31 protein-coding genes are annotated in these 26,286 nt (G+C 74.6%); 17 read left to right on the top strand and 14 right to left on the bottom strand.

What is annotated here, in order from left to right; all coding sequences use genetic code 11:
• Positions 1 to 21: 21 nt before the first annotated feature.
• Complete coding sequence (locus tag JQC91_RS03150; protein ID WP_203285306.1) at positions 22 to 1,215, bottom strand: MFS transporter; 1,194 nt, start codon at positions 1,213 to 1,215, stop codon at positions 22 to 24.
• Positions 1,216 to 1,299: 84 nt separating this feature from the next.
• Between JQC91_RS03150 and JQC91_RS03145 the strand changes: the two genes are divergently transcribed.
• Genes JQC91_RS03145 through JQC91_RS03125 form a run of 5 tightly spaced genes read left to right on the top strand, consistent with a single transcriptional unit; the run spans position 1,300 to position 5,039 of the window.
• Entirely contained in the window at positions 1,300 to 1,611 is a 312-nt protein-coding gene (locus JQC91_RS03145) for a metalloregulator ArsR/SmtB family transcription factor (RefSeq protein ID WP_203285305.1), read from the top strand.
• Positions 1,608 to 2,111, top strand: coding sequence for an arsenate reductase ArsC (locus JQC91_RS03140; RefSeq protein WP_203285304.1), 504 nt, complete (start codon positions 1,608 to 1,610; stop codon positions 2,109 to 2,111). The genes JQC91_RS03145 and JQC91_RS03140 overlap by 4 nt, the downstream gene beginning before the upstream one ends.
• A complete protein-coding gene (locus tag JQC91_RS03135; RefSeq protein WP_203285303.1) occupies positions 2,108 to 2,800 on the top strand; it encodes an MIP/aquaporin family protein in 693 nt (230 codons plus the stop codon). Before JQC91_RS03140 ends, JQC91_RS03135 begins: the two co-directional genes overlap by 4 nt.
• Positions 2,801 to 2,850: 50 nt before the next feature.
• Positions 2,851 to 4,353, top strand: a complete 1,503-nt coding sequence (locus JQC91_RS03130) for an NAD(P)/FAD-dependent oxidoreductase (protein ID WP_203285302.1) — start codon at positions 2,851 to 2,853, stop codon at positions 4,351 to 4,353.
• Positions 4,350 to 5,039 carry a fumarylacetoacetate hydrolase family protein gene (locus tag JQC91_RS03125; protein WP_203285301.1) on the top strand — a complete coding sequence of 230 codons (690 nt, stop codon included), beginning with the start codon at positions 4,350 to 4,352 and terminating at the stop codon, positions 5,037 to 5,039. The genes JQC91_RS03130 and JQC91_RS03125 overlap by 4 nt, the downstream gene beginning before the upstream one ends.
• A 60-nt stretch (positions 5,040 to 5,099) precedes the next feature.
• Here the strand turns inward: JQC91_RS03125 and JQC91_RS03120 are convergent, their stop codons facing one another.
• The 4 genes from JQC91_RS03120 to JQC91_RS03105 form a co-directional block, all read right to left on the bottom strand.
• Positions 5,100 to 5,765 carry a DUF2461 domain-containing protein gene (locus JQC91_RS03120; protein ID WP_203285300.1) on the bottom strand — a complete coding sequence of 222 codons (666 nt, stop codon included), beginning with the start codon at positions 5,763 to 5,765 and terminating at the stop codon, positions 5,100 to 5,102.
• Positions 5,766 to 5,796: 31 nt separating this feature from the next.
• The gene (locus JQC91_RS03115) at positions 5,797 to 6,462 is read right to left on the bottom strand and encodes a YafY family protein (protein WP_203285299.1); all 666 of its coding nucleotides are present in this window, start codon (positions 6,460 to 6,462) and stop codon (positions 5,797 to 5,799) included.
• Between the two features lie 12 nt (positions 6,463 to 6,474).
• Positions 6,475 to 6,858 carry a Rid family hydrolase gene (locus JQC91_RS03110; RefSeq protein WP_203285298.1) on the bottom strand — a complete coding sequence of 128 codons (384 nt, stop codon included), beginning with the start codon at positions 6,856 to 6,858 and terminating at the stop codon, positions 6,475 to 6,477.
• 256 nt (positions 6,859 to 7,114) lie between these two features.
• Positions 7,115 to 7,801: a response regulator transcription factor gene (locus JQC91_RS03105; protein WP_203285297.1), complete on the bottom strand. Its 687-nt coding sequence runs from the start codon at positions 7,799 to 7,801 to the stop codon at positions 7,115 to 7,117.
• A 163-nt stretch (positions 7,802 to 7,964) separates the two neighbouring features.
• Here JQC91_RS03105 and ribA point away from each other — a divergent pair, with 163 nt between their 5' ends.
• Complete coding sequence (ribA, locus tag JQC91_RS03100) at positions 7,965 to 9,005, top strand: GTP cyclohydrolase II (RefSeq protein WP_238941250.1); 1,041 nt, start codon at positions 7,965 to 7,967, stop codon at positions 9,003 to 9,005.
• Positions 9,002 to 9,502, top strand: a complete 501-nt coding sequence (locus tag JQC91_RS03095; RefSeq protein ID WP_203285295.1) for a L,D-transpeptidase family protein — start codon at positions 9,002 to 9,004, stop codon at positions 9,500 to 9,502. Before ribA ends, JQC91_RS03095 begins: the two co-directional genes overlap by 4 nt.
• Before the next feature lie 166 nt (positions 9,503 to 9,668).
• Here JQC91_RS03095 and JQC91_RS03090 read toward each other — a convergent pair whose 3' ends face one another.
• A complete protein-coding gene (locus JQC91_RS03090; RefSeq protein WP_203285294.1) occupies positions 9,669 to 10,823 on the bottom strand; it encodes a TIGR03862 family flavoprotein in 1,155 nt (384 codons plus the stop codon).
• Between the two features lie 10 nt (positions 10,824 to 10,833).
• On the opposite strand from JQC91_RS03090, the gene JQC91_RS03085 reads away from it, so the two are divergent.
• Positions 10,834 to 11,181: an HNH endonuclease gene (locus JQC91_RS03085; protein ID WP_203285293.1), complete on the top strand. Its 348-nt coding sequence runs from the start codon at positions 10,834 to 10,836 to the stop codon at positions 11,179 to 11,181.
• 81 nt (positions 11,182 to 11,262) lie between these two features.
• On the opposite strand, the gene msrA is transcribed toward JQC91_RS03085, so the two are convergent.
• Positions 11,263 to 11,904, bottom strand: coding sequence for a peptide-methionine (S)-S-oxide reductase MsrA (gene msrA / locus JQC91_RS03080; protein ID WP_203285292.1), 642 nt, complete (start codon positions 11,902 to 11,904; stop codon positions 11,263 to 11,265).
• Positions 11,905 to 11,987: 83 nt separating this feature from the next.
• The gene (locus JQC91_RS03075; protein ID WP_203285291.1) at positions 11,988 to 13,010 is read right to left on the bottom strand and encodes a hypothetical protein; all 1,023 of its coding nucleotides are present in this window, start codon (positions 13,008 to 13,010) and stop codon (positions 11,988 to 11,990) included.
• 113 nt (positions 13,011 to 13,123) lie between these two features.
• Between JQC91_RS03075 and JQC91_RS03070 the strand changes: the two genes are divergently transcribed.
• Complete coding sequence (locus JQC91_RS03070; protein WP_203285290.1) at positions 13,124 to 14,110, top strand: AraC family transcriptional regulator; 987 nt, start codon at positions 13,124 to 13,126, stop codon at positions 14,108 to 14,110.
• Here JQC91_RS03070 and JQC91_RS18200 read toward each other — a convergent pair.
• The 4 genes from JQC91_RS18200 to JQC91_RS03050 all read right to left on the bottom strand — a co-directional run bounded on the left by JQC91_RS18200 (position 14,107) and on the right by JQC91_RS03050 (position 18,035).
• Complete coding sequence (locus tag JQC91_RS18200; RefSeq protein WP_203285289.1) at positions 14,107 to 15,138, bottom strand: M48 family metallopeptidase; 1,032 nt, start codon at positions 15,136 to 15,138, stop codon at positions 14,107 to 14,109. The genes JQC91_RS03070 and JQC91_RS18200 overlap by 4 nt on opposite strands.
• Positions 15,122 to 16,201, bottom strand: coding sequence for a YjgN family protein (locus JQC91_RS03060; RefSeq protein ID WP_238941249.1), 1,080 nt, complete (start codon positions 16,199 to 16,201; stop codon positions 15,122 to 15,124). The genes JQC91_RS18200 and JQC91_RS03060 overlap by 17 nt, the downstream gene beginning before the upstream one ends.
• A gap of 129 nt (positions 16,202 to 16,330) precedes the next feature.
• Entirely contained in the window at positions 16,331 to 17,548 is a 1,218-nt protein-coding gene (locus JQC91_RS03055) for an argininosuccinate synthase (RefSeq protein WP_203285288.1), read from the bottom strand.
• Between the two features lie 100 nt (positions 17,549 to 17,648).
• Positions 17,649 to 18,035: a VOC family protein gene (locus JQC91_RS03050; protein WP_203285287.1), complete on the bottom strand. Its 387-nt coding sequence runs from the start codon at positions 18,033 to 18,035 to the stop codon at positions 17,649 to 17,651.
• A 72-nt stretch (positions 18,036 to 18,107) separates the two neighbouring features.
• On the opposite strand from JQC91_RS03050, the gene soxR reads away from it, so the two are divergent.
• Positions 18,108 to 18,554: a redox-sensitive transcriptional activator SoxR gene (gene soxR, locus JQC91_RS03045; RefSeq protein ID WP_203285286.1), complete on the top strand. Its 447-nt coding sequence runs from the start codon at positions 18,108 to 18,110 to the stop codon at positions 18,552 to 18,554.
• Between the two features lie 3 nt (positions 18,555 to 18,557).
• Here soxR and JQC91_RS03040 read toward each other — a convergent pair whose 3' ends face one another.
• Complete coding sequence (locus tag JQC91_RS03040) at positions 18,558 to 19,007, bottom strand: PRC-barrel domain-containing protein (RefSeq protein WP_203285285.1); 450 nt, start codon at positions 19,005 to 19,007, stop codon at positions 18,558 to 18,560.
• Positions 19,008 to 19,127: 120 nt separating this feature from the next.
• Between JQC91_RS03040 and JQC91_RS03035 the strand changes: the two genes are divergently transcribed.
• The 3 genes from JQC91_RS03035 to JQC91_RS03025 are packed head-to-tail and all read left to right on the top strand — an operon-like array spanning position 19,128 to position 22,519.
• Entirely contained in the window at positions 19,128 to 19,931 is an 804-nt protein-coding gene (locus JQC91_RS03035) for a hypothetical protein (protein WP_203285284.1), read from the top strand.
• A 7-nt stretch (positions 19,932 to 19,938) separates the two neighbouring features.
• Positions 19,939 to 21,177: a threonine ammonia-lyase IlvA gene (gene ilvA / locus JQC91_RS03030; RefSeq protein ID WP_203285283.1), complete on the top strand. Its 1,239-nt coding sequence runs from the start codon at positions 19,939 to 19,941 to the stop codon at positions 21,175 to 21,177.
• A 46-nt stretch (positions 21,178 to 21,223) separates the two neighbouring features.
• Positions 21,224 to 22,519, top strand: coding sequence for a SpoIIE family protein phosphatase (locus JQC91_RS03025; protein ID WP_203285282.1), 1,296 nt, complete (start codon positions 21,224 to 21,226; stop codon positions 22,517 to 22,519).
• A 38-nt stretch (positions 22,520 to 22,557) separates the two neighbouring features.
• Here JQC91_RS03025 and JQC91_RS03020 read toward each other — a convergent pair whose 3' ends face one another.
• The gene (locus JQC91_RS03020; RefSeq protein ID WP_238941248.1) at positions 22,558 to 23,406 is read right to left on the bottom strand and encodes a DMT family transporter; all 849 of its coding nucleotides are present in this window, start codon (positions 23,404 to 23,406) and stop codon (positions 22,558 to 22,560) included.
• 128 nt (positions 23,407 to 23,534) lie between these two features.
• On the opposite strand from JQC91_RS03020, the gene JQC91_RS03015 reads away from it, so the two are divergent.
• Genes JQC91_RS03015 through JQC91_RS03000 form a run of 4 tightly spaced genes read left to right on the top strand, consistent with a single transcriptional unit; the run spans position 23,535 to position 26,286 of the window.
• Positions 23,535 to 24,998 carry a D-alanyl-D-alanine carboxypeptidase gene (locus JQC91_RS03015; protein WP_203285281.1) on the top strand — a complete coding sequence of 488 codons (1,464 nt, stop codon included), beginning with the start codon at positions 23,535 to 23,537 and terminating at the stop codon, positions 24,996 to 24,998.
• Positions 24,995 to 25,468, top strand: coding sequence for a tRNA (cytidine(34)-2'-O)-methyltransferase (locus JQC91_RS03010; RefSeq protein ID WP_203285280.1), 474 nt, complete (start codon positions 24,995 to 24,997; stop codon positions 25,466 to 25,468). Before JQC91_RS03015 ends, JQC91_RS03010 begins: the two co-directional genes overlap by 4 nt.
• Positions 25,469 to 25,495: 27 nt before the next feature.
• Positions 25,496 to 25,813, top strand: a complete 318-nt coding sequence (locus JQC91_RS03005) for a DUF5665 domain-containing protein (RefSeq protein WP_203285279.1) — start codon at positions 25,496 to 25,498, stop codon at positions 25,811 to 25,813.
• Complete coding sequence (locus tag JQC91_RS03000) at positions 25,810 to 26,286, top strand: DUF427 domain-containing protein (RefSeq protein ID WP_343069891.1); 477 nt, start codon at positions 25,810 to 25,812, stop codon at positions 26,284 to 26,286. Before JQC91_RS03005 ends, JQC91_RS03000 begins: the two co-directional genes overlap by 4 nt.

Below are 26,286 nucleotides of genomic sequence, written 5' to 3'. Positions count from 1 at the left end.
GTGGCCCGCCGAGTCGCAAGGTCAGGGGCGGACGCGGGCGGCCCAGAGGGCGAGGCCAAGCCACAGCGCGGTGCCGAGGGTGGCATAGGCGAGGAGGATCGCGCGCAGGTCGTCCACCGGCAGGTCCGCCGCGCCGGTCGTGCTGCCCGCCGCGACGAGCAGGGTTCCGGCGAGAAGGACGCGGCCCGCGAGGGACTGGATCGAGAGGTAGGTGGCCCGGCTCGACGGGCCGAGCAGCGGCTGGATCCGGGCGAGGAGGAACGGGCGGGAGAAGGCGTCGGGCACCATGCGCAGCAGCAGGAGCGGGATGGCCCACGGGCCGATCGTCCATGCCATCGCCGCCGCCAGCGCGACTTGGATGCCGAAGCCCAGGAGAAGCGTTGGCGCGAGGCCGATCCGGTCGCGGAGGGGCTGGGCGATCCACGAGGCGGCCACGGAGGTCAGCATCATCGCGGTCGTGACCGCGCCCGATACCAAGGGCGCCTCGGACCCCCAGCCGGTGCCCTCCAGCGAGGCGAGGACGAAGGGCTGGCCGAATACGAAGGGGACGTGGCTGAAGGCGTACATCAGCAGCGCGAGCGCGAAGGTCCAGCGCAGGACGGGGTGGTTCAGGGCCGTCCCGATCTCGCGCAGGCGGGCCTTCTCCGAGACCTGCCGGGCGGGCGCGTCGTGGAAGCCGAGCGCCACGACCAGCGCGGCCAGCATCGCGAGCGACCCCGCGAGGAAGGGCAGCCGCCCGTCCGCCAGCGCCATCGCCCCGCCCGTCACCGCGGAGAGGGCGTAGCCCGTGAACCCCGCCCGCCACATCCGCAGCTCGTGGCGCTCGACCTCCTCCTCGCGGCCCTCGGCGGCGAGCGCCTCGTAGAGCGCGCTGCTGTCCGTGCCGGAGACCAGCGCGCCGCTGGCCCCGAGCAGGATCTGCCCGAGGGCGAAGAGGGGGAAGGCGTCGGCCAGCACGATCACCAGCGACCCCGCCGCGCCGGTGGCCGCGGCCGCGAGCAGCGTGGGGCGGCGGCCCAGCCGGTCGGACATCCAACCCGAGGGCACCTCGAGGATCGTCGTGGCGAGGTCGGCCACGACGTAGAGGAGCACCGCCTCCGCCGCCGAGAGCACGTCCTGGAAGTAGAGGAACCACGTCGCCTGCGCGAAGAGCAGCGAGGAGAGCAGCTTGAAGGTCGGCAGGCGCGCGACGGTGCGGGCGGCGGGCGTGGGCATGGGGAGAGCCCTAGCGGGCGCGGCGCCCGCCGTCACCGAACCTTCACTTGCTCCGACCCTGCGAAGATGATTGCAGGGTCCGCGATGGACCTGCCCGCCGCCACCGCCGCCCTCTCGGCCCTCGCCCACCCGGACCGCCTGAGGGCGTTCCGCCTGATCGCGGCGGGCGACCCGCTGCCCTCGGGGCGTGTGGCGGAGCGGCTCGACATGCCGCCGACCCGCGCGTCGTTCCACCTGACCACGCTGGAGCGCGCCGGCCTGCTCTCGGCCGCGCGCCACGGGCGGGAGGTGCGCTACGCCGTCGTCCCCGCCGCCATGCGCGCGCTGATGGCCTTCCTCGCCGAGGATTGCTGCGGCGGGCGCCCCGACCTCTGCCTCCCCAAGGACGCCCGATGAAACGCATCCTCGTGCTCTGCACCGGCAACTCCGCCCGCTCCGTCCTCGCCGAGGGCATCCTCAACGGCGCCCACGGCGACCGGTTCAAGGCACACTCGGCGGGGTCGAACCCCACCGGCCGCGTGAACCCGATGGCGCTGGAGGTGCTGGCCGCCCACGGCCTGCCCGCGACGGGCTACGCCTCCCAGTCGTGGGACGCCTTCGCCGGGCCGGACGCCCTCCCGCTCGACCTCGTCATCACGGTCTGCGACTCGGCGGCGGGCGAGACGTGCCCCTTCTTCCCCGGTCCCGCAATGCGCGCACATTGGGGCATCCCCGACCCGGCGGGCGCGGGCGACACGCCCGAGGAGGAGCGCGCGGCGTTCGAGCGGGCCTACGGCCTGCTCCGCGCCCGGATCGACGCTTTCGCCGCCCTGCCCGACGATCTCGACGCCGACGCCCTCGCCGCGGAGCTCCGCCGCATCGGCGCGATGAACGGGGCCTCCGAGGGCGCGCGATGACCTTCGACCTGCCCCGCCGCCTCGCCGCCGAGGCGCTCGGCACGCTCCTCCTCGTCTGCACGGTCGTGGGCTCCGGCATCATGGCGGAGACGCTGACCGAGGACGTCGCCCTCGCGCTCCTTGGCAACACGATCCCGACGGGCGCGATCCTCGTCGTGCTCATCACCGTCCTCGGCCCGGTGTCCGGCGCCCACTTCAACCCCGCCGTCTCGCTCGCGATGGCCGCGCGCCGCGCGCTGACGTGGCGCGAGTTGGCGCCCTACGTCGCCGCCCAGGTCGCGGGCGGGATCCTCGGCACGCTGCTCGCCCACGCGATGTTCGACCTCGACCTGCTGCAAGCCTCCACCAAGGCCCGCACCGGACCCGCGCAATGGCTGGCCGAGGCGGTCGCCACCTTCGGCCTGCTGATGGCGATCCTCGGCGGCCTGCGCTTCCGCGAGGCGGCGATCCCGTGGCTCGTCGGGCTCTACATCACGGCGGCCTACTGGTTCACCGCGTCCACCTCCTTCGCCAACCCGGCGGTCGCGGTGGCCCGCGCCCTCACCGACACGTTCAGCGGCATCCGGCCCGTCGACGTGGCCCCCTTCGTGATCGTGCAGTGCCTCGCCGCCCTCGGTGCCGTCGCCGCGTTCCGCTGGCTCCTCCGCCCCCTCCCCGAGACGCCCGTGGCGGAGGCGCTCGACCGCTGACGCCGCAGCGTTCCCCTTTCCCCCGGCCCCCCGTCTGGCAGGATGGGGGGATGGACGGATCGCCCCACCCCACCGAGCACCTCGACGTCGCCATCATCGGCGCGGGCCTCTCCGGCATCTGCGCCGCGTGGCACGTCCAGAACGGCCTCCCCGACCGCTCCTACGCGCTGCTGGAGATGCGCGAGGCGACGGGCGGCACGTGGGACCTGTTCCGCTATCCCGGCGTGCGGTCCGACAGCGACATGCCCACCTTGGGCTACGCCTTCCGCCCGTGGACCTCGGACAAGGCCATCGCCGACGCGTCCGACATCCTCGCCTACATCCGGGACACCGCGTCCGAGGCCGGGATCGACCGGCACGTCCGCACCGGCCACAAGGTCGTCGCGGCGGCGTGGGACACGCCTTCGGCCCGCTGGACCCTGACCGTCGAGACGGCGGAGGGGACCAAGGCGATCACCGCGAGCTTCGTGATCGGCTGCACCGGCTACTACGACTACGACGCGGGCCACCGCCCCGACTGGCCGGGGTTCGACGCCTTCGCGGGCGAGACCGTGCACCCGCAGCATTGGCCCGAGGATCTCGACGTCGCGGGCAAGGCCGTCTGCGTCATCGGCTCCGGTGCGACCGCCGTGACCTTGGTGCCGGAACTGGCGCGGCGGGGCGCCAGGGTGACGATGCTCCAGCGCACGCCGACGTGGATCGTCGCCATGCCCGCCGAGGACGGCCTGTCGAACTGGATGCGCCGGACCTTGGGCGAGCGGGTCGGCCACGGCTTCGCACGCTGGAAGAACGTGCTGATCGGGATGGGCTTCTTCCAGATGGGCCAGCGGGCGCCGGGCCTCACCGGGCGCCTGCTCAACGCGGGCGCGCGCCGCGCGCTGCCCGAAGGGTTCGACGTCGAGACCCACCTGACGGCGCCCTACAAGCCGTGGGACCAGCGCCTCTGCCTGATCCCCGACGGCGACCTCTTCGAAGCGCTGTCGCGCGGGGACGCCGAGATCGTCACGGGCCGCATCGACCGGTTCGAGGCGGACGGCGTCGTGCTGGAGGACGGGGCCAAGCTGACGCCGGACGTGGTGGTCACGGCGACGGGGCTGCGGATCAAGATCGCCGGGGGCATGCGGCTCACGGTCGACGGCGCGCCCTACGACATCTCGGGCGCCTTCGCCTATCGCGGCGCGATGTTCACCGGCCTGCCGAACCTCGCCATGATGCTGGGCTACACGAACGCGTCGTGGACGCTGAAATGCGAGCTGATCGCCCGCTACGCCGTCCGCCTGATGCGCCACATGGACCGCGCGGGCCACGACTGGGCCATGCCCGAACGCCCGCCCGAGGGGGCCGAGGCGCGGCCCGTCTTCGAGTTGTCGGCCGGCTACCTCGAGCGCGCCCGCGACCGGATGCCCAAGCAGTCCGACCGCGCCCCGTGGCGCCTGGTGCAGAACTACCTCTTGGACCTGCGCCTGATGCGCTGGGGGGACGTGACCCAAGCCATGCGGTTCGGGCGGGCGGTGGACGCGGAGGCGGAGGTCGTGGCAACCGAAGGACCATGACCGCCTACGTCCTGCCCGCCCCGCAGCAGCCGTCCCTCGCCGTCCACGGCTCGGACGCCCGCTTCCCCGTCCGCCGCATCTTCTGCGTGGGCCGCAACTACGGCGACCACGTCCGCGAGATGGGCTCGCCCGAGGGGGAGCCGCCGGTGTTCTTCACCAAGCCCGCCGACGCGGTGGTCGAGACGGGCGCGACGATCCCCTACCCGCCGGACACCGACGACCTGCACCACGAGGCGGAACTGGTGGTCGTGTTGGGACGGGGCGGCACGGACATCGCGCCGGAGGCGGTGATGGACCACCTCTGGGGCGCGGCCTGCGGCATCGACCTCACCCGTCGGGACCGGCAGGCGGAGGCCAAGAAGGGCGGCAAGCCGTGGGACATGGCCAAGGGGTTCGACCTCTCCGCCCCCATCGGGCCGGTCGCGCCGATGCCCGTCGAGGTGGCGAAGGGCCGCCTCCGCCTAACCGTGAACGGCGAGACCCGGCAGGACGCCGACCTGTCCGAGATGATCTGGCCCGTGACGAGCCACGTGGCGCATCTGTCCCGCACGGTCGCGTTGAAGGCGGGCGACGTCATCATGACGGGCACGCCGGCCGGCGTGGCGGCGCTGGTCCCCGGCGACGTGGCGCGGGTGGAGATCGACGGGCTGCCGCCCTTGGAGGTGACGATCGGGCCAAGGGCGTAGGGTGGGCGAGAGCCCACGCGGCGCGAAACGTGGGCTCTCGCCCACCCTACGGATCGTCGGTCACCCCCGGCTCGCCCCCTCGCCCAAGCCTTCCGCCAAGATCGCGCGCACCGTCAGCAGCCGCGCGAACCCGTCCGCGATCCCCGCGACGAGCCCGTCCGCGCGCCACCCCTCCGGCAGCCCGCCCAGCACCACGACCGACTTGCGCCTGAGCAGGTCCCCATGCGGGTGGTCTGGGTCGTAGGGCTTCGGCACCCGCTTCAGCGGCTCCGGCCCGAAGTCGCCCCAGCGCGCGCCCGCCGCCTCGACCGCGTCCGTCAGGTCGTCGCCCCGCCGGTCCACGAGGTCGCGCCACCGCAGCAGCCCCTCCTTCGAAAGCCCCGGCGCGCCGAGCCCCAGCACCACGTCCTCCGGCTCGATGGCGAAGTAGAAGGCCGGCCCCTCTTCCGGCGCGGACCAGAGCAGCGCGAGCGAGGTCTTGTAGGGCGACTTGTCCTTGGAGAAGCGCACGTCGCGGTGGATGCGGAACACCTTGCCCGCATGGGCCGCGCCGGTCAGCCGCGACACGTCCTCGGCCACGAGGTCCGCCAGCAGCTTGGCGGGGGCCTCGATGTCGGCCTTCCACCGCGCCTTCCGGGGCTCGAACCACGCCTTGGAGTTGTTGCGCGCGAGATCGCCGTAGAACGCCTGCGCGCGGTCGAGCATCTCGGTGAAGCCGTCGGACATGGCGCTCTCCCTCGCGAGTCGCCCCCCTCTATCACGGGGCGTGGGCGTCCTGCGCGAGGAAGGCGGCGAGGTCGGTCTCCGGCGTCGGCTCGAACGTCGCGCCCGTGGGCTCCAACGCCACGATCCGGTCCAGCCGGAACGTGCGGAACCCGTCGCGCAGCGCGCACCAGCCCGACACCATCCGCCCCTCCGCCATGGACCAGACGATCAGCGGGTTCACCTCCCGCTCCGTCTCCGCTCCCCCGCCGTCGCGGTAGCGCAGGCGCAGCACCGCGCGGTGCCGGATCGCGTGGCGGATCGCGTCGGCATGGGGCGCCGCGTCCGAGCGCACCGCGCGGAACGGCGCGTCGCGCAGGGTCGACCCCTCCGGCAGGCCCGCCTCGATCTTCGCCCGCACCTCGCGCGCGGCCTCGGCCAGCACCGCGTCCTCCGTCCCCTCCACGAAGGCCAAGCCCACGGCCAGCGCGTCCAGCTGGTCATGGGTCAGCGTCACCGGCGGCAGGTCGAAGCCCGGCCGCAGGAGGTAGCCCACGCCCGCCGCCCCCTCGATGGGCAGGCCCGATCCCTGCAGGTGGGCCACGTCGCGGTAGACGGTCCGCTCGCTCACCTCCAGCGCGGCGGCGAGGTCGGCGGCGCGGCGCACGCCCCGCCCCCGCATCTCGTCGATCAGGCGATACAGCCGTTCGGCGCGTCGCATGGCGGCCCCTCCTCAGGCGAGCATCGCGGTCGCCTCGATCTCGATCAACAGCTCCGGACGCGCCAGCCGCGCCACCCCGAGGAGCGTGATGGCGGGCTTGGTCCCCCCGAGCCGCGCGCCGAGCAGGTCCCACGCCCCGAACGCCGCGTCCACGTCCGTCGCGTAGACGCCCAGCCGGACCACGTCGCCCCAGCCCGCCCCCGCCCCGGCGAGGACAGCGTCGAGGTTGTCGAGCACGAGCGCCATCTGCGCGCGCATGTCGTCCGGGTGCTGCGGCGCGCCCTCGCCGTCCACGGCGGTCTGCCCCGCGACGTGGACGGTGCCGCCCGCCGCCACGGCCTGCGAATAGCCCAAGGGCGCGGCCCAGCCCCATGGATCGATCTCGGTGCGTTGCATGTCGGGTCCTCCGGTTGCGTGGACCCGCCCTAGCCGCCCCCTCCTGACAGCATGTCGTCAGGAGGGTCGGAAAAAAGAAAACCCGGGCGCGAGGCCCGGGCAGTCCAACAGGGAGGTGCATCCGTGTGCCCGGGGATGCGACCGGGTCATGGTGAGCTTAGACCATGGAACCCATTAACCCTAGGTAAACGGTCGGTGCCGCGCCGCAGCGTCGCCGCCCTGTGGCGGGCGGGCCACGTCGGATGACGCAAACGGGTCACGCCATCAGGCGGTAGCCCCCCGACTCCGTCACCAGCAGGCGGGCGGTCGAGGGATCGGGCTCGATCTTCTGGCGCAGGCGGTAGATGTGGGTCTCCAGCGTGTGCGTGGTGACGCCCGCGTTGTAGCCCCAGACCTCGTGCAGCAGGACGTCGCGGCCCACCGTGGTGTCGCCCGCGCGGTAGAGGAACTTGAGGATGCCCGTCTCCTTCTCGGTCAGGCGGATCTTCCGCTCGTCCTCGGTGATGAGCATCTTCATCGCGGGCTTGAACGTGTAGGGCCCGACGCTGAACACCGCGTCCTCGGACTGCTCGTGCTGGCGCAGCTGGGCACGGACGCGGGCCAGCAGGACGGGGAACTTGAACGGCTTGGTCACGTAGTCGTTCGCACCCGCGTCCAGCCCGAGGATCGTGTCCGCGTCCGAATCGTGCCCCGTCAGCATCACGATGGGCGACTTCACCCCCGACTTGCGCATCAGGCGGCACAGCTCGCGCCCGTCCGTGTCGGGCAGGCCCACGTCGAGAATGATGAGGTCGTAGGGCTGCTCCTTCGAGCGGGCCATGCCGGTCGCGCCGGAGTCGGCCTCGAACACGTCGAACTCCTCGGTCATCACCAGCTGCTCGGCCAGCGCGTCGCGCAGGTCGTCGTCGTCGTCCACGAGCAGGATCTTCTTGAGGTTGGCCATCGGAACTCTCCACGTCGGATCTGGCGCCACCATACCCGCCGCGCCGCGCCCGTGAAGCGGGGCGGGGCCGGCCTCACGCGCGGATCACGCGGGCGTGGGTGCATCCCTGCGCGCCGTAACATAAGGGGGGCGGGCGGGGGCCGGCCCCGCCGGAATGTTACGGATGCTCACGCCCACCCCCTCCGACCTCGCCGCCCGCGCCCGCGCCGACCTGCGCGTGGGCCTGCCCGTGGCGGTGGGCGGCGTGCTGATGGCGAGCGTCGAGACGGTGTCGGCGGACCGCCTCGCCGCGTTGGCCGCGCTCGGGCCGCTCGTGCTGGCGCTGACGGACCGCCGCGCATCGACGCTGCGAGCGCGGGCCTATGACGGCGACCTCGCGCGGGTGGCGGTGCCGGAGGCGGACCTCGCGTGGCTGCGCGCGGTGGCGGACCCGAAGGACGACCTCGCCGCGCCGATGAAGGGGCCGCTGCGGACCCTGCGCGACGGCGACGCGGGGGCGTGGCGCGTGGGGCTGCGGCTCGCCAAGGGCGCCGAGCTGCTGCCCGCGATGGTGGGCGTCGAGGCGCTCGCCCCCGCCGGGATCACCCGCCTGCCCGCCGACCTCTCGATCGGTTTCGACCCCGCCCCGCACGAGGTGGCCGCCGCCCGCGTGCCGCTCTCGGTCAGCCGCGCGGGCCGCGTCCACGTCTTCCGCGAGGGCGACGGCGGGACCGAGCACTACGCGGTCGAGATCGGCACGCCCGACCGCGCCGCGCCCGTGCTCGTGCGCCTCCACTCCGCCTGCTTCACCGGCGACGTGCTGGGCTCGCTCAAGTGCGACTGCGGCCCGCAGCTCCACGCCGCGCTGGACGCGATGGCGGCGGACTCAGGCGTCTTGCTCTACCTCAACCAGGAGGGCCGGGGCATCGGGCTGGCCAACAAGATGCGGGCCTACGCGCTGCAGGACCAAGGCTTCGACACGGTCGAGGCGAACCACCGACTGGGCTTCGAGGACGACGAGCGCGACTTCCGCCTCGGGGCGGGGCTGCTGCGGCGGCTGGGGATCGGGACGGTGCGGCTGCTGACGAACAACCCGCGCAAGATCGAGACGATGGAGCGGCAGGGCATCGCGGTGGCCGAGCGCGTGCCGCTGCATGTCGGGCGGGGACCGGAGAACGCGGCCTATCTCGACGTGAAGCGGTCGAAGTCGGGGCATCTGGGATGACGCCCGCCGACATCGTCGTCACGCCCACGGGCGCGCGGTTCATGGGGCGGGTGCTGCCCTGCACGGTCGGGCGGGGCGGGATCGTCGCCGACAAGCGCGAAGGGGATGGCGGCACGCCGGTGGGGGTGCATCGCATCGTCGGCATGCTCTACCGCCCCGACCGCATGGCGGCGCCCGCCGGCTGGGCGGTGCCGATCCGGCCCGGCGACCTGTGGTGCGACGATCCGGGGCATCCCGACTACAACCTGATGGTCCGCGCACCGCTGGGCGCCTCGGCGGAGGCGCTGCGCCGGGCGGACCCGCTCTACGACCTCGTGCTGCTGACGGACTGGAACTGGCCCGACGCGGTGCCGGGACGGGGCTCGGCCATCTTCCTGCACCGCTGGCGGCGGCTGGGCTATCCGACCGAGGGCTGCGTGGCCTTCGCGCCCGAGGTGCTGCGGTGGGTCGCGGCGCGGGTCACGCCGGAGACGCGGGTGGTCGTGAGACCCGCCTGAGCGAAACGCCCGCGCGATACGGCCGCGCAGCGGCCCGCGCATCGCCGGGCCGTCCCCCGGCACGGCGATTGGTCGAAGGTTCCGCGCCGCATAGGCGTCTTGCGGGGGTGAGGGATAAATCGCTCCGCCCCCGGGTCGGATCGCCGCGCCACGGCCCTGCGATGCGCTACCGCCCCACCCATGCCGCCGCCGCCCGCCCGGCCCGGCGGCCCGTCGCCAAGCAGCCCGCGATCAGCCAGCCGCCCGTCGGCGCCTCCCAGTCCAGCATCTCGCCGGCCGCGAAGACCCCCGGCCGGTCCCGCAGCATCGATCCCTCGTCCAGCGCGTCCAGCCGCAGCCCTCCGGCCGTCGAGATCGCCTCGTCCAGCGGGCGCGGCCCGCGCAGCGGGACCGGCAGCCGCTTGATCAAGGGCGCGAGGTCGTCGGGCAGCGGACGCCCCCATTCCTGCAGCAGCGCGACCTTGGCCGGCTCCAGCCGCAGCGCCTTGCGCAGGTGGTTCGACAGCGAGGCCTTGCCCCGGCGGGCGAGGCGGTCGCGCACCTCCGCCTCGGCCCAACCGGGCTTGAGGTCCAGCGCCAGCGGCGCGCCGTCGCGGAGCGCGGGCGTCAGCGGGTAGAGCCCGCCGCCCTCCAGCCCCTTCGCCGACAGCACCACCTCGCCGCGGTGCACGGTCCCGCCCACGACGAGGCCCAGATCCTTGAGCGGCGTGCCGAAGTGCTTGGCCATGTGCGGCGACCAGTCCACCGCGAAGCCGACGTTGGAGGGCGCGAAGGGCGCCGCATGCTCCGCCAGCCCCGGCACCCCGGCCCACGCGCCGTCCGACCCCAGCCGCCGCCACGACGCGCCCCCCATCGCCAGCACCGTCGCGCCGGGCGCCACGGCGCGCGGACCCTCCGGAGTCTCGAAGCGCAGCGCGGCGCCCTCCCACCCCGTCCACCGCCAGCGGCGGCGCAGGGCGACGCCCCGCCCCTCCAGCCGTCCGAGCCACGCCCGGAGCGTGGGCGACGCCTTCATGGCCTTCGGGAACACCCGCCCCGTGGAGCCCACGAACCAGTCCTGCCCCAGCCCGTCGAGCCACGCGGTCACGTCCTGCGGGCCGAAATCCATGGCCACGTCCGTGCCGTAGCCGTCCGGAAGGGGCGCGACGTTGGCGACGTTCAGCCCCGACTTGCCCGCCATGAGGAACTTGCGGGCCGGGGAGGGCATCGCGTCGAACGCCACGACCGGCGCGCCCGCCTCGGACGCCGCGTCGGCGGCCATGAGGCCGGCGGGGCCCGCGCCGATCACGCAGACGGTTGAAGAGAGGTCCTCGGGCGCCATCCTCGACGCAATGGACGGGCGCGGCACGGAATTCAACGAGACCGACGGCGAGACCGGATGGCCGCTCTGCGGGCTGTGCGAGCGGCCCATCCCGCCGAACGCCAAGCAGTCGCTGCATCACCTCATCCCCAAGCTGCGCGGGGGGAAGGGGGGGCCGACGGTGCTGATGCACCAGATCTGCCACAACGAGATACACGCCTCGGCCAGCGAGGCGGAGCTGGCGCGGCTGTGGTCCACGCCGGAGGATCTGAGGCGGCATCCGCGGCTGGAGCGGTTCGTGCTGTGGGTGCGAAAGCGGCCCGCCGACTTCCACTCCAAGACCCCCGGCGCGCGGCGGGGCGGGCGGCGGAAGGGCTAGTCCTTCACGTTCCGTACGGACCCCGGAGGCCGGGCTTCACGGAACGTACGCCGGATTCACGGCGCCGGCGCCGCGCCCGCGTCAGCCCGCGTCGAGGTATTTCGCGGTGAACGGGGCCGCCTCGCCCCAGACCGCGTCCACCCGCGCGTCGCGCCCGCAGCGGGTGCGGTAGCGGGCGTAGGCCATCTCCTTGGTGATGGCGATGCCGACGGACGTGATCCCGAGGCGGTCCTGCGACCTGTAGTAGTCCTGGTGGTAGTCGCCGACCGGGTAGAACGCGCCCGCGTCGACCACGACCGGGGTGACGATCTCCTGCCCCAGCTCCGCCTCGGCGCGGGCGACCTCCTCGCGGGCGATGGCGGCCTGCTCGTCGTCCTGGGCGAAGATCGCGGTCGTGTACTCCAGCCCCCGGTCGCAGAACTGGCCACCCGCGTCCAACGGGTCGATGGAGCGCAGGAACAGCGAGACGAGGGTCCGGTAGTCGACCGCCTCGGGGTCGTAGGGGATCGAGACGGCCTCGATGTGGTCGCCGCTGGCGCGGTAGGTCGGGTCGGGCGTGGTGCCGCCGGTGAAGCCCGAGACCACGTCGCCCACGCCCTCCACGCTCTCGAAGTCGGCCTCGACGCACCAGAAGCACCCTCCCGCGAAGACGGCCGTCCCCGTGTCCGCGAGCGCGGGGAGGGGCAGGGCGAGCAGGGCGGCGGCGAGCAGGGTGCGGGGCATGGACGGTCTCCTTCGGGGCGGAACGTGGCGGCGGCGCGGTCGTTCCGCCAGCCCCCGCCGTCCCACGCCCGGTCACGGGCGCGTCAGTCGCGCAGGGCGAGCCCCGCCACGAGGTCGACGATCCGGGCGTGGATCGCCGCGCGGTCGGCGCCCGGCGGGTCGTCGCAGATCGGGAGGTCCGTCTCCGCCGCGACGATCGCCGCGCCGCCGGGCCTGCACCGGGGCAGGGCGGACCAGTGGCGGGCGGGGGCGACGCGCGCCGTGGCGGCGCCGGGGAGCAGGGCGCGCAGGCCGCTGCGGTCGAAGTCGGTCGCCAGCAGGCGGTCCGGGCCGTCGCCGAGCGCGATCAGCAGCGTCTCGGCCCGGAGGCCGCCGCGGTCGGGCAGGCCCCAGACCAGGCCCGGGTCGATGGCGGCCACGCGGGTCACGCGCGGGTCGGCATGGTCCCCGTCCCAGCGCGACGCGTCGAGGGCGTGGAGGTCGATCCCCCATCCGGCGATGTCCGCGCAGTGGGTCGAGCCGCCGCCCACCGCGTCGCAATGGGCGGCGTAGCCCGCGAGGTCGCCGCGCAGCCCGCCCAGCGAGAGCGCGGTCCAGCCGCCCAGCGAGAAGCCCGCCGCCGTGACCGGCCCGCCGGTCCGGTCGGCGAACCGGGGATCGGCGCCGAGCGCGTTGAGCGCCGCCGACAGGTCGCGGGCGCGGGTGCCGTGGTCGAGGCTGCGCGCGGGGTCGAGGTCGCGCGTGGTGCTGCCGGGATGGTCGAGGGCGACGACCACCGCGCCCCGCGCCGCGAGGCCGTGCGCGAGCCAGCCGAGGCCGCGCAGGTTGCCGCCGAGGCCGTGGGACAGCAGGACGACGGGGGCGTCCGGCCCCGCGGGGGCGGCGTCGCGGTGCACGGCGTGGCCGTGGAACACGGCGTTGCCGCCCCACGCCTCGGCGGGCGCGGCGGCGGCGGGGGCGGCGGGATACCAGACCACCGCCTCGATGGTCCGGTCGTGATGGGGCGCGGGGACCGCGAGGTCCGCGAGGCCCACGGGGCCGGCGGGGCCGGCGGCGGCGGGGACGGGCGCCGCGAGGGCGCAGGCGAGGAGGAAGGATCGGATCATGGGGTCGCTCCGGCGGATGTGATGGGGTCCGGGTGGCACGGGGGCGGCGCGCGGCGCGTCCTCGATCCGGTTCGAGGTCGTCCCCGATCCGGATCGGGGGCAGGGTGCGGGGCATGACCGGCCTGCCGACCCTGCCCGTCCCCGCCTTCGCCGCCGCCGTGCTCGCCGCGCTGGCCGTCGCCGCCGCGCGCCGGGCGGAGGGGGCGTCGCCGTGGCTCGTGGGGCTGATCGCGCTCTGCGCGGGGCAGGCGCTGCTGGTGGCGCTCGTGCAGCATTGGGGCGTGGCGGCGCTGCGGCCCCTCCAGCCGGTCGGCGCGGCGGCGATCCCGCCGGTGGCGTGGCTGGCCTTCGCGGCGACGACGGGGGCGGCGGCGGTCGCGCCCGCGCGCCATGCGGCGGGTCCGGTCGCGGCGGCGCTGCTGGTCCCCACGGTGCCGGCGGGGCTGGACGTGGCGGTGCCGCTCCTGTTCCTCGGCTACGGGGGCGCGCTGCTCGCGCGGCTGCGCGGCGCGGACCCGGTGCCGCGCCTGCCGCTGGGCGGCGGCGCGCGGCCCGCGCGGCTTTGGGGGCTGATCGCGCTGGCGCTGATCGGGTCGGGGCTGAGCGACGTGGCGATCTCGGGGGCGGTCGCCCTCGGCCGGCCCGAGGCGCGCCCTTGGATCGTGACGCTGGGCTCGACGGCGACCTTGGCGCTCGTGGGCTGGCTCGCCGTCGCGCCCGAGCTGCGGCCCGACGCGCGCGTGCCCGCCGCCGCCGCGCCCGCCGGGTCCGAGGCGGATGCCGCCCTCGTGCTGCGGCTGGAGCGGTTCCTCGGCGAGACGGGGCTGCACCTCGACCCGGACCTGTCGCTCGCGCGGCTCGCGCGGCGGCTGGGCGTGCCGGAGAAGCGGCTGTCGGCGGCGGTGAACCGGGCCACCGGGGACAACGTCTCGCGCTTCGTGAACGCGCGGCGGGTCGCGGCGGCCTGCGCGCGGCTGGAGGCGGGGGCGTCCGTGACGGAGGCGTGGCTCGCCTCGGGCTTCTCGGCGCGCAGCAACTTCAACCGGGAGTTCCGACGCGTGACCGGGGTGGCGCCGCGCGACTGGCGGGCGGCGGTCTAGAGCCCCTCGCGGATGGTGGCGGACCGCTCCGCCGAGCCGGGATGGGTCGAGGACCAGCCGCCGCCGTCGCCGAACCGCGCGGCCATGTCGTCGAAGAAGCGCGCCAGCCCCTCGGGGTCGCGGCCCATCGCGCGGATCGTGGCGACCGCGCCCGCGTCGGCCTCGCGCTCGGCGGCGCGGGTGCCCGCGAGCGCGAGCAGCACGTTCCCCTCGAGGAGCGCCTCCTCGAGGAGGGGGCCGGTCTCGCCCGCCATCACGGCGACCATCACCGAGAGGCCGACCGCGCGGTAGAGGCCGTGGAGGCCGTGCCGCTCGCGGACGTGGGCGACCTCGTGGGCGAGCACCCCCGCGAGGGCGTCCGCGTCGTCGTCGAGCATCCGCACCAGCTCGTCGGTGACGATCACGGTGCCGCCGGGCAGGGCCATCGCGTTGGGCAGGCCGTCCATGCCGCGGAACAGCAGCCGGTCCTCCGTGCCGCGGCGCGGCGGCGGGCCGTGGGCGAGCACCTCGGCGTAGAGGGCGGCGACCTCCGCGCGGCGGTCGGCGGGGATCGCGGTCTGCTCGAAGAGGACGCGGTCGAGCAGGGGCATGGTGCCGCCGTCCATCGCGACGGCGACGGTCTGGGGGGTCATCCAGACGGCGGCGGCCACGAGCAGGTCGAGCCCCCAGCGGACGACCACGTAGGCCCCCGCGAGGCAGGCCAGCACGACGGAGAGCATCGTCAGCGGGTCCGCCCGCTCCAGCGCCGGGAGCCATCCGCCCGGCGCGGGCAGGGCCGCGTCGAGGGCGGCGTCGTCGCGGGTGAGGAAGGTGGCGCCGTCGGGCAGGCGGACGCGCCGCTCGGTGTCGCCCAAGGCGCGCTCGGCGCGGGCCTCGCGGCGGGTGGTCTCGAGGAGGGGCACCCCCTCGGCGTCGATCAGGGCGACGCGGTCGCCCGCCACCACGAGGGTGGCGGGCGTCTCGTGGGCGCTGTGGGGCGGGAAGGCCCGCCCCTGCACCCGGTGCTCGGGCTCAGATGCCGACGCCACCGAGGTCGATCCCCTCGATGTCGGAATAGGCGTCGCCGATGGCGCCCGCGTCCGCCTCGATGCGGCCCGCGATCAGGTCGAGGTCGCCCTCCGGGTGCACGAAGCTGTTCTCGGCGAGGTAGCGGGTGATCCGCACCTGCGCCCACGGCAGCATCAGGCCCAGCGACGCGGCCACGGCCAGCGCGTTGGTCACCGCGATCACGAGCAGGCGCACCGGGCGCACGGTCGAGGAGAAGCGGTGGCCGCCCTCCAGCTCGGTGCCCGCGTACATCAGGTTGCGGACCATCGCCTGATAGAGCAGCGCGGCCGGGAAGAACCCGAGGAAGAGCGCGGCGTAGAGGGCGAGGACCGGGGCGAGCGCCGTGGCCGGGTCCGGCTCGACGCCCGCGTCCAGCGTCGCGAACATCGCGGCGACGGAGCCGCCGACGGTGAGCGCCAGCACCACGCCCGCGCCGATCACCCACAGCAGCGCGAGGCCGAAGGCCGCGTAGTAGCCGCCCGCGCCCTGCCCGAAGTCGAAGCTCCGGTTCCCGAGCGAGTGGCCGCGGACGAAGAAGCCGTGGACGCGGCGGGTGAGCAGCGGCGCGGTCGTGTAGAGCGTCAGCGCCACCCCGATGGGGGCGAGGATGTAGGTCACGAGCGCGTCGCCGTAGGTGCCCCTGAAGTCGAAGCGGACGTTCGACCACGAGGTGTTGCGCGCGTTGAACGCGAGGCTGCGGACGGCGAGCCACGGGAACAGGAAGACCAGCGCGAGGATGGCGACCAAGCCGACCAGCGGGATCATCGACAGGATGCTGAAGGCCACGAGGCCGACCACGACGATGATCCGCCCGATGAGGATCTGCATCCCCGTCGCGTGGTAGTCGAAGGCGCGGCCCTCGATGGAGGTGTTGCGCTTGAAGTACTGCTCGCGCCGGACCTTGGCCCATGCGGAGTAGATGCCGAAGGTCACGATCGTCAGCAGCAGGTTGACGATCCAGATCTTGAACCATTCGCCGGCGCGGCCGGTGAACGCGACGGCCTCCGTGCGCTCGGGCATGGGCCGTTCGGAAATGCGTGTCATGGTATCCCCCTCGTGACGCGGTCCCTCCGCGCGGGAGTGGACCGGGCGGTGACGCTGGGGAAAGGCGGGGTCGCCCGGCGGGCGGGCGCCCCGTGGCGCGGGGGCAACGATTGCGGCGGGGATGCGCCGTCAGGACGCCCTGCGGTTGCGGTTCGCCACCAGCTTCAACCGCAGGGCGTTGAGCTGGATGAAGCCCTGCGCGTCCTGCTGGTCGTAGGCGCCGGCGTCGTCCTCGAAGGTGACGTGGGCCTCGGAGTAGAGGCTGAGGTCCGAGCGGCGCGCGATCGTGCGGACGGAGCCCTTGTAGAGGCGGACCGTCACCTCGCCGGAGACGTGCTCTTGGCTGCGGTCGATCAGGGCCTGCAGCATCTCGCGCTCGGGCGAGAACCAGAAGCCGTTGTAGATCAGCTCCGCGTAGCGCGGCATGATCGAGTCCTTGAGGTGGGCGGAGCCCGAATCGAGGGTGATCTGCTCGATGCCCCGGTGCGCCTCCAGCAGCACGGTGCCGCCGGGCGTCTCGTAGATGCCGCGGGACTTCATGCCGACGAAGCGGTTCTCCACGAGGTCGAGGCGGCCGACGCCGTGCGCGCCGCCCAGCTCGTTGAGCTTGGTCAGGATGGCGGCGGGGGACATCGCCTCGCCGTCGATGCTCACCGCGTCGCCGCGCTCGAAGCCGATCACCACGTCCTGGGGCGCGTCGGGGGCTTGGGTGGGATCGACGGTGCGCTGGTAGACGTAGTCGGGCGCGGGCTCGGCCGGGTCCTCCAGCACCTTCCCCTCCGACGAGGTGTGCAGGAGGTTGGCGTCCACGCTGAAGGGCGCCTCGCCGCGCTTGTCCTTGGCGATGGGGATCTGGTGCTTCTCGGCGAAGTCGAGGAGCTTGGTGCGGGACGACAGGTCCCACATGCGCCACGGGGCGATGACCTTGATCTCGGGGTTGAGCGCGTAGGCGGCCAGCTCGAAGCGCACTTGGTCGTTGCCCTTGCCGGTGGCGCCGTGGCTGACGGCGTCGGCCCCCTCCTCGGCCGCGATCTCGACGAGGCGCTTGGAGATCAGCGGCCGCGCGATGGAGGTGCCCAGCAGGTAGAGCCCCTCGTAGAGCGCGTTGGCGCGGAACATCGGGAAGACGAAGTCGCGCACGAACTCCTCGCGGAGGTCCTCGATGTGGATGCTCGTCGCGCCCATCATCTCGGCCTTCTTGCGGGCGGGCTCCAACTCCTCGCCTTGCCCGAGGTCGGCGGTGAAGGTGACGACCTCGCAGCCCATCTCGGACTGGAGCCACTTGAGGATGATCGAGGTGTCGAGGCCGCCCGAATAGGCGAGGACGACTTTCTTCGGTGCGGACATGGACGGGCCTCCGGGTGCGGCGCGGCAGGGACGGGGGCGGGGTAGGGGATCGGCCGGGAGGGGGCAAGGGACGGGCGGACACGGCCCGCCCGTGCATAGGTCAGTCGTAGGCGACGACCTCGATCTCCACGCCGTCCGGGCCGTCGAAGTAGAAGCGGCGCCCCGGCTCGTAGTCGGCGTGGTTCTGGGGCTTGAACCCCTCGGCGGAGACGCGCGCCTCGGCGGCGTCGAGGTCGTCGACCACGACGCCGAGGTGGTTGAGCCCGCCCGCCGTCACGTAGCTCGACGGGCCGTCGGCGGCTCCCTCCGCCGGGCGGTAGAGGGCGAGGTAGCCACCCGTGCCGGGCTCGCCCACGTGGACGGACCGGCCCGCCCCGCCTAGCACGATGCCTGCCCAGCGGACCTCCCATCCGAAGAGCCGCCCGAGTAGGGCGGCGAAGCCGTCCGGGTCGCGGACGGTGAGGTTGACGTGTTCGAGCCGGGCCATGACGGGCCTCCTTCGCGGTTGACCCCACCCCTGTCGGACCTCGACCAAGGTCGAGGTCAAGGAGAATCTGCGATGCCGTCGAAGGAACTGACGATCGGCGAGGTGGCGGCGCGGGCGGGCCTCTCGGTGAGCCAAGTGCGCTTCTACGAGGCGCGGGGCCTGATCGCGCCGCCGCGGGACCGCGGCGGGCGGCGGCGCTTCGCGCGGGGGCAGCTGCGGCGGCTGGCGTTCATCCGGGCGGCGCAGCGGCTGGGGCTGTCCTTGGCGCGCATCCGCGCGGCGCTGGCGGTGGCCCCGCCGGACCGGGCGCCGAGCCGGGCGGAGTGGGCGGCGCTGGCCGACGGGCTGCGCGGCGAGCTGACGGAGCGGATCGAGGCGCTGACGCGGCTGCGCGACAACCTCGACGGCTGCATCGGCTGCGGGTGCCTGTCGATGGAGGCCTGCCCGCTGGCCAACGCGGACGACCGGCTGGCGGGGGGCGGCGCGGGGGCCCGGCGCGTCGACGCGCCGGACCCCTGAGGCTCAGTTCGCGGGGACGCGCTCCACCTCGGGGGCGGCCTCCAGCATCTCCTGCGTGAGGTTCACGCCGAGGAAGTACTCCTCCGGGTCGTCGTCCTCGCGCACGCCGCGCAGGGCCGACCAGTTGAGCGCGACCTCCTTCTCCCCGAGGCCGAGGAAGCCGCCCACGTCGACGATGACCGCCTCGAGCGAGCCGTCGACGCCGATGATCATGTCCCCGATCTCGCCGATGTCGTCCCACTCGGCGACGGTGCCCGCGGGCAGCGGCACGGTCGGGTCGAGCTCGACCTCGACGGCGTGGACGCGCGTGCCGAGGAGGGTCGTGGCGCGGTAGCTCTGGCCGTACTCGACCGAGGGCTCGGCGAAGGGCGAGGCGGCGTGGCCGTCCGCGGAGGCGGCGCCGGGCAGGGCGAGCGCGAGGGCGGCGGCGGCCGTGAGGATCGTGCGGGTCATGGGACGGTCTCCTTGCAGGTGTCGGATCAAGGGAACGCGGGCCGGAAGGGGACGTTCCCGCTTGCCCGGCGCGCGCGGGCGGGCCACCGTCGTCGCCGACGCACGGAAGGGACGACCGACATGCTGGGATGGAAGCTGTTCGCCAAGGCGGTGACGCTGATCACCGACAACCTCGGGCTGGCGCTGCGGGTGTCGCTCGTGCCCTACGGGATCGCGCTGGCGGCGGCGCTGCTGCTCGGCGGGGCGGGCCTCGCCTCCGTGGCGGCGCTCGACCCGACGGACGCGGCGGCCATGGAGGCGGCGCTCGGCGGGGCGGCGCTCCTCGGCCTGTTCGCGATCGTCGCGATCTTCGTGGTGGCCTCGCTCTGGGTCGCGGTGGCGTGGCACCGCGCCACCCTCCTCGAGGAGCCGACGGGCTGGGTGCCGCCGTTCCACGGCGGCCCGATGCTGGGCTATCTCGGGCGCTCGCTCCTGCTCGGCCTCGTGCTGATGGTCGCCTACCTCGCGATCGGGCTGGTCGCCGGGCTGCTGGGCGCGCTGGTCCCGCCCTTGGCCATCCTCGTGCTGCTCGCGGGCATCGTCGCGCTGGTCGTGGTGTTCTACCGGCTCGCGGTGATCCTGCCCGCGGGGGCCGTCGGGCGGCCGGTCGCCTTCGGCGAGGCGTGGTCCGCCACCTCCGGCGCGTCGGGGGCGATCCTGCTGGTGGCCGTTCTCACGGTCGCGCTGTCGCTGCTGCTGCAGCTGCCGACCCTGCTCGTGGGCGGCGGGCTCGGGGCGGTGGGCGATCCGGCGGCGGCGGCGGTCGCCACGGGCGGGGTGATCTCGCTGGTCTACGGCGTCGTGGTCCAGTGGATCATGCTGATGGTCGGCATCTCCGTCCTGACGGTGCTCTACGGCCACTTCGTCGAGGACCGCCCCCTGTGACGCCCGCATGACCGGCGGCTTCGCCGACCGCGCGCGGGCGGCCGAGGCGGCGCTGCGCGACCTGTTCGCGCCGACCCCGCTGCAGCGCAACGACTGGCTGTCGGACCGCCACGGCGCCGACGTCTGGCTGAAGCGCGAGGATCTGACGCCGGTGCGCTCCTACAAGCTGCGCGGCGCGTTCAACGCGATGCGGGGGCTGGCGGGCGACCGGCCCGTGGGCGCCGCCAGCGCGGGCAACCACGCGCAGGGCGTGGCGTGGATGTGCCGTCGGCTGGACCGGCCCGGCACGATCTTCATGCCGGTCACGACGCCGGGGCAGAAGGTCGACAAGACCCGCGCCTTCGGGGGCGGGCGGGTGACGATCCGCCTGGTCGGCGACACGTTCGACGACTGCCTCGCCGCCGCGCAGGACTGGTGCGCCGAGGCCGGCGCGGCCTTCCTTTCGCCCTTCGACGACGACGCGGTGATCGAGGGGCAGGCGACCGTGGCGGTCGAGCTGCTCGAGCAGATGCCGGACCTCGGCGCGGCGGACCTGATGGTGCTGCCGGTGGGCGGGGGCGGCCTCTCCGCCGGGATGCGCGCGCTGCTGCGGGCGGAGGGGCGGCTGCCGGAGATGCGGCTGGTGGAGCCCGCGGGCGGCGCCTCGCTCGCGGCGGCGCTGGCGGCGGGCGGGCCGGTGACGCTGGACCGGCTCGACACCTTCGTGGACGGCGCGGCGGTGGCGCGGGTCGGCGCGCGGCCCTTCGCGGCGCTCGCGGACGTGGACCCGGCCCATGTCGCGGCGGTCCCGGAGGACCGGGTCTGCATCACCCTGCAGGAGCTGCTGAACGTCGAGGGCATCGTGCTGGAGCCGGCGGGCGCGCTGTCGGTCGACGCGCTCCGCGACCTCGACGTCGCCGGGCGGCGCGTCGTCTGCGTGACCACGGGGGGCAACTTCGACTTCGAGCGGCTCCCGGACGTGAAGGAGCGCGCGATGCGCTTCGCGGGCCTCAAGAAGTACCTCGTGGTGCGGATGCCGCAGCGGCCCGGCGCGCTGCGCGACTTCCTCGACCTGCTCGGCCCGTCGGACGACATCGCGCGGTTCGAGTACCTCAAGAAGTCCACGCGCAACTTCGGCTCCGTGCTCCTCGGGATCGAGACCGACGATCCCGCCAACTTCCCCGCGCTGACGGGGCGGATGGACGCCAAGGGGTTCGGCTGGCGCGACATCACCCACGTGGCGGACCTCGCGGAGCTGGTGATCTGAGGGGCCCGTTCACGGGCCGTTAAGACCCGTGCGCGATGAGGGCGGCATGACGATGATGCCGCAGGCCTTCGATTCCGCGTCCGCGCCGGACCTGCCGCCGACGGGCCCTTGGACGGTGGTCGTGGCGGACGTGAACGCGGCGCGCGCGCGCGGCCTCGCCCGCACGATGGAGCGGATGGGCCTCGAGGCGGTGGTCGCCGACAGCCCCGAGCGCGTGGCCGCCGCGCTGGCCGATCGCCGCGCGCGGATCGTGATCGGCACGACCGAACTGGGCGACGGGGCGGTGTTCGACCTCGTGGCCGCCGCACGGGCGCGGTCCTACACCTTCCTGATGCTGGTCCATTTCTGGGCCGACGGCGCGGCGCGGGCGGCGGGGCTGGACGCGGGCGCGGACGACTACCTCGTCCTCCCCGTCAGCCCCGACGAGCTGCGCGCGCGGATCGACGTCGGCCAGCGCCTGATCGAGACGCAGGACCGCCTCGCGCTGCGCGTCTACGAGGAGCGCGCGATGCTGGAGGACCTGCGGGCGCGCAACGCCGCCGTGGCGCGCGACCTCGCCGAGGCGAGGGATTTGCAGCGCGCGATGCTGCCCCCGCTCGCCGCCCGCGTGGGCGACGCGGACCTGCGGCTGTCGCTCCTGACGGCCGGGCAGATCGGCGGCGACTTCATGGGCTACGCGCCCCGCGACGGGGGCGGGCTGGCGCTGTGGTCGCTGGACGTGTCGGGGCACGGGATCGCCTCGGCGCTGATGACCGGGCGGCTGGCCGGGCTCATGGGGCGCTACGACGTCTGGACCGGACGCGTCGACGAGGGCGACGTGCCGCCGCTGGTCTCCGACCCGCCCGACGTGGTGATGGGGCGGCTCAACGCGCACATGATCCGCCTCGGCGGCGGCGACGTCTACTTCACCGCGCTGCTCGCGTTCTTCGACTGCAGCACCGGGTGGCTGCGCTACTGCCAAGCGGGCCACCCCCACCCCATCGTGCTGCCCGGCGCGGGCGGTCCGCCCCGCCGGATCGGCCCGGGCGGGCCGCCCGTGGGCCTGTTGCCGGACGCTGCGTGGTCCACGGTGGAGGAGCGGCTGGCGCCGGGGGACCGGCTGCTGATCTACTCGGACGGGCTGACGGACTGCGCCGACACGTGGGGCGAGATGCTGGGCGAGGAGGGGCTGGACCGGATGCTCGCGGACCTGCCGCCGGGCGACGACCTCGACGCGCAGGTCGCCGCGCTGGAGGAGGGGCTGCGCGCCCATGCCGACATCAACGGGTTCGACGACGACATCAGCTTCATGCTGATGCGGTGCGAGGGCGAGAGCGGGGGCGGGGGCGCGCGGGAGGGATGACCGCCACGTCGTCCGCGCGGGCGGCGGCGCCCGCCCCGTCAGGCCGGGCGCCGCAGCGCCAGCGTCGCCAGCCCCGAGGCCAGCAGCAGCGCGAGGCCCGCCGCCCCCACCGCGTCGGGCCACGTGCCGAAGACCAGCCAGCCGAGCGCCGTCGCCGCCACCAGCTGCGTGTAGACGAAGGGCGCGAGCTCGGTGGCCGCCGCCCGCCGGTAGGCGAAGATCAGGAGGATGTTCCCCGTGGCCGAGGCCAGCCCCGAGACCAGCAGCAGCCCCCCGACCTCCGCCGTGGCGGGCGGCCACGCCCCCCATGCCAGCGGGGCCAGCAGGATCGTCCCCATCGCCGTCTGGGTCAGCATCAGCTGCATCGGCGCGCCCGCGTTTCGCAGCCAGCGCGAGGCGGTCAGGAACGACCCGTAGAACACCCCCGCCGCCACCGCCCAGAGCAGGCCCGGCGCCATCTCGCCCCCGGGGCGCACCACCATGAGCGTGCCGACGAACCCCAGCCCGAGCAGGGCGGCGCGCGCGGGCTGCGCCCGTTCGCCGAGGAGCAGCACGCTGAGCGCGTAGGAGACGAGGGGCCCGACGAAGAACGCCCCGAAGACCGAGGCGATGGGCTCGGTCCGCAGCGCCGTGAGGATGCAGCCGATCCCGGCGGCGATCAGCGCCGCGCGCAGCCACACCCGCCCGTCCCGCCACAGCCGCCAGTCCACCGGCGCGCGCAGCAGCAGCGCCACCATCGCGGCGCCCACCGCGAAGCGCGCGAAGGCGACGAAGCCGGGCGCGACCCCGTGCGCCCCGGTCAGCAGCTTGCCCGCCGTGTCCCCCACGGGGATCAGCGACATGCCGAGGACCATCAGGCCCACGGCGCGGAGGCGGGCCATGTCCATGCCCGCGCGCTACCATGCGATCACGCGTGCGACATCCCCCGCTCCGGCGCGCGCGGAAGCGGTCCGGGCGGGTTCACAACCGGGGCGAAGGGTGCGAAGCCAAGCGGCGAGTGCGGGGAGGATTGACGATGAAGCGACGTGCGTTCCTCGGGGGCGGCGCGGTGGCCTTGGCGGGCCTGCCGGCCTGCGCGAACCCGCCGCCGACCTCGACCCGCCCCGACGCGCGGCCCGAGGACTGGATCGCGCGGACCACGCCCGGCGCCGACCGGATCGTCGCGGAGGCCAACCTCGGGTCGCGGGCGCAGGTGGGCTTCGCCCTCGTCGACGCGCGCACGGGCGCGCCGGTCGAGACGGGCAGCCCCCTGCGCGCGCTGCCGCCCGCCTCGGTGCTCAAGGCGGTGACCGCGCTCTACGCGCTCGAGGCGATGGGCGCGGGGCACCGCTTCCAGACCCGCCTGATCGCCACCGGGCCGATCCGGAACGGGCGGCTGGAGGGGGATCTCGTGCTGGTGGGCGGCGGCGACCCGTCGCTGGACACGGACGGGCTGCACGCGCTGGCCGCCGACGCCCGCGCCGCCGGCCTGTCGGAGGTGGGCGGGCGGCTCCTCGTGCATCCCGGCCCGCTCCGGACCATCGAGCGGATCGACCGCGCCCAGCCGGAGCACGTGGGCTACAACCCCGCCGTCTCGGGGCTGAACCTCAACTTCAACCGGGTGCACTTCTCGTGGGCGCGGGGCGGGTCGGGCTACACCACCGCGATGGACGCGCGGACGGACCGCTTCCGCCCCGGCGTCTCGACCTCGCGGATGCGGATCGCGGACCGGTCGCTGCCGGTCTACACCTATGCCGACGCGGACGGGATCGACGCGTGGACCGTGGCCCGCCGCCAGCTGGGCGGCTCGGGGTCGCGCTGGCTGCCGGTGCGCAACCCGCTGCTCTACGCGGGCGACGTGATGCGCACGATGCTGCGGGCCAACGGCGTCGCCGCCCCCGCCGCGGCGCGGGCCTCGGGCGGGGTGCCGCAGGGCACGGTGATCGCGGTGCAGCAGGGGGCGTCGCTGGACCGGGTAGCGTCGGCGATGCTGAAGTTCTCGAACAACCTCACGGCGGAGGTGCTGGGCCTCTCCGCCTCCGCCGCGCGCGGCGCGCCGACCCGGTCGCTGGGGGCCTCGGCGGGGGCGATGTCGACGTGGCTGGGCGCGACGACGGGCGCGCGGCGACCGGACTTCGACGACCACTCGGGGCTGAACGGCACGTCGCGGATCAACGCGGCCGACATGGCGCGCGCGCTCGTCGCGCCCGGCGCGATGGGCCGCATCCGGCCGCTGATGAAGGAGCTGCGCCTCTACGAGGACAAGTCGCTGCCGATCCAGGCCAAGACCGGCACGCTCAACTTCGTCTCGGGCCTCGCGGGCTACTTCGACGCGGGCGGGCGCCCGATGGCCTTCGCGATCTTCGCCGCCGACACGGCGCGGCGCGCCGGCCTGTCGGTGGGCGAGCGGGAGCGGCCGGAGGGCGGCCAGTCGTGGGGCCGCCGCGCGCGCAACATGCAGTTCAAGCTGATCGAGCGGTGGGCGCGGGTCCACGCGTGACGCGCGCCGCGCCCCGGCCCGCGATCGTCCTCGTCGAGCCGCTGATCCCCGGCAACACGGGCACCATCGCGCGCACCTGCGCCGCCTTGGAGGTCGACCTCTGCCTCGTGCACCCGCTGGGCTTCTCGCTCGACGAGAAGGCGGTGCGGCGGGCGGGGCTGGACTACTGGCCGCACGTGCCGCTGCACGAGTACGCGGACTGGGACGACTTCGCGTCCCGGCGCGGCGCGCGCGAGGCGGCGCTGTTCCCCTTCGAGGAGTTCGGGCCGCGCACCTGCTACGAGGTGGACTGGCCGCCGGACGCGCACCTCCTGTTCGGGTCGGAGACGGTGGGCCTGCCGGGCGCGGTGCTCGACGGGCGGCGGGACCGGGCGGTGCGGCTGCCGATGCGCTCGCCGCACGTCCGCTCGCTCAACCTGTCCAACGCGGTCGCGGCGGCGGCCTACGTGGCGTTTCGCGGCTTGCTCTGACCCCGTGCGCCGCTAGGGTCGCGCGCCATGGACGATCAGACCAAGTTCCTCGACGAGGTGGCGGCGCTGCGCCGCGAGATGGCGCGGATGAACCGGCACCGGTTCATCCAGGTCCACAACTCCATGCCGCGCCTCATCATGTTCCAGCTGGCGCGCGGCATCGCCTTCGGCCTCGGCGGCGTGCTGGGCGCGACGGTGGTGCTGTCGGTCGTGGTCTGGTCGCTGAGCCAGATCAACTTCATCCCGATCATCGGCGACTGGGCCACCGAGGTCATCGAGATCATCCAGCCCGAGCTGCAGGAGGCCGTGGAGGAGGGCGTCGAGGACGCGGTGCAGGGGCAGTGACGGCGCCGCTGCCCGAGGAGGACGTCCAGTCCTACCCCCGCCCCCCCGCCTTGGAGCGCGTCCCGCAGGAGGTGGCCGCGTGGCTCGGCGGCGTGGAGATCGTGCGGACCCGCGCCGCGTGGCGCGTCCTGGAGACCCATCACGCGCCGACCTACTACCTCCCCCCCGCCGAGATCGACGCCGACCTGCGGCCCGCCGGGGGCGGCTCGGTCTGCGAGTGGAAGGGGCGGGCGGCCTATTGGGACGTGGGCGCCGGCGGCGTCGTCGCGGGGCGGGCGGCGTGGTCCTACCCCAAGCCCACCGCCCGCTTCGCGCCCATCGCGGGGTTCGTCGCGATCTACGCCCGCGCCCTCGACCGGGCGACGGTCGGCGGGCTGGAGGTGTCGCCCCAGCCGGGCGGGTTCTACGGCGGCTGGGTGACGCCGAACCTCGTCGGCACGGTCAAGGGCGCGCCGGGCACGGAGGGGTGGTGA

Origin of the sequence: Jannaschia sp. Os4 (genome assembly GCF_016820245.1) — a bacterium.
Taxonomy (GTDB): Bacteria; Pseudomonadota; Alphaproteobacteria; order Rhodobacterales; family Rhodobacteraceae; genus Jannaschia.
Note: the sequence above shows the minus strand (reverse complement) of the source record. Positions and strands in the feature narration are given on the sequence as shown.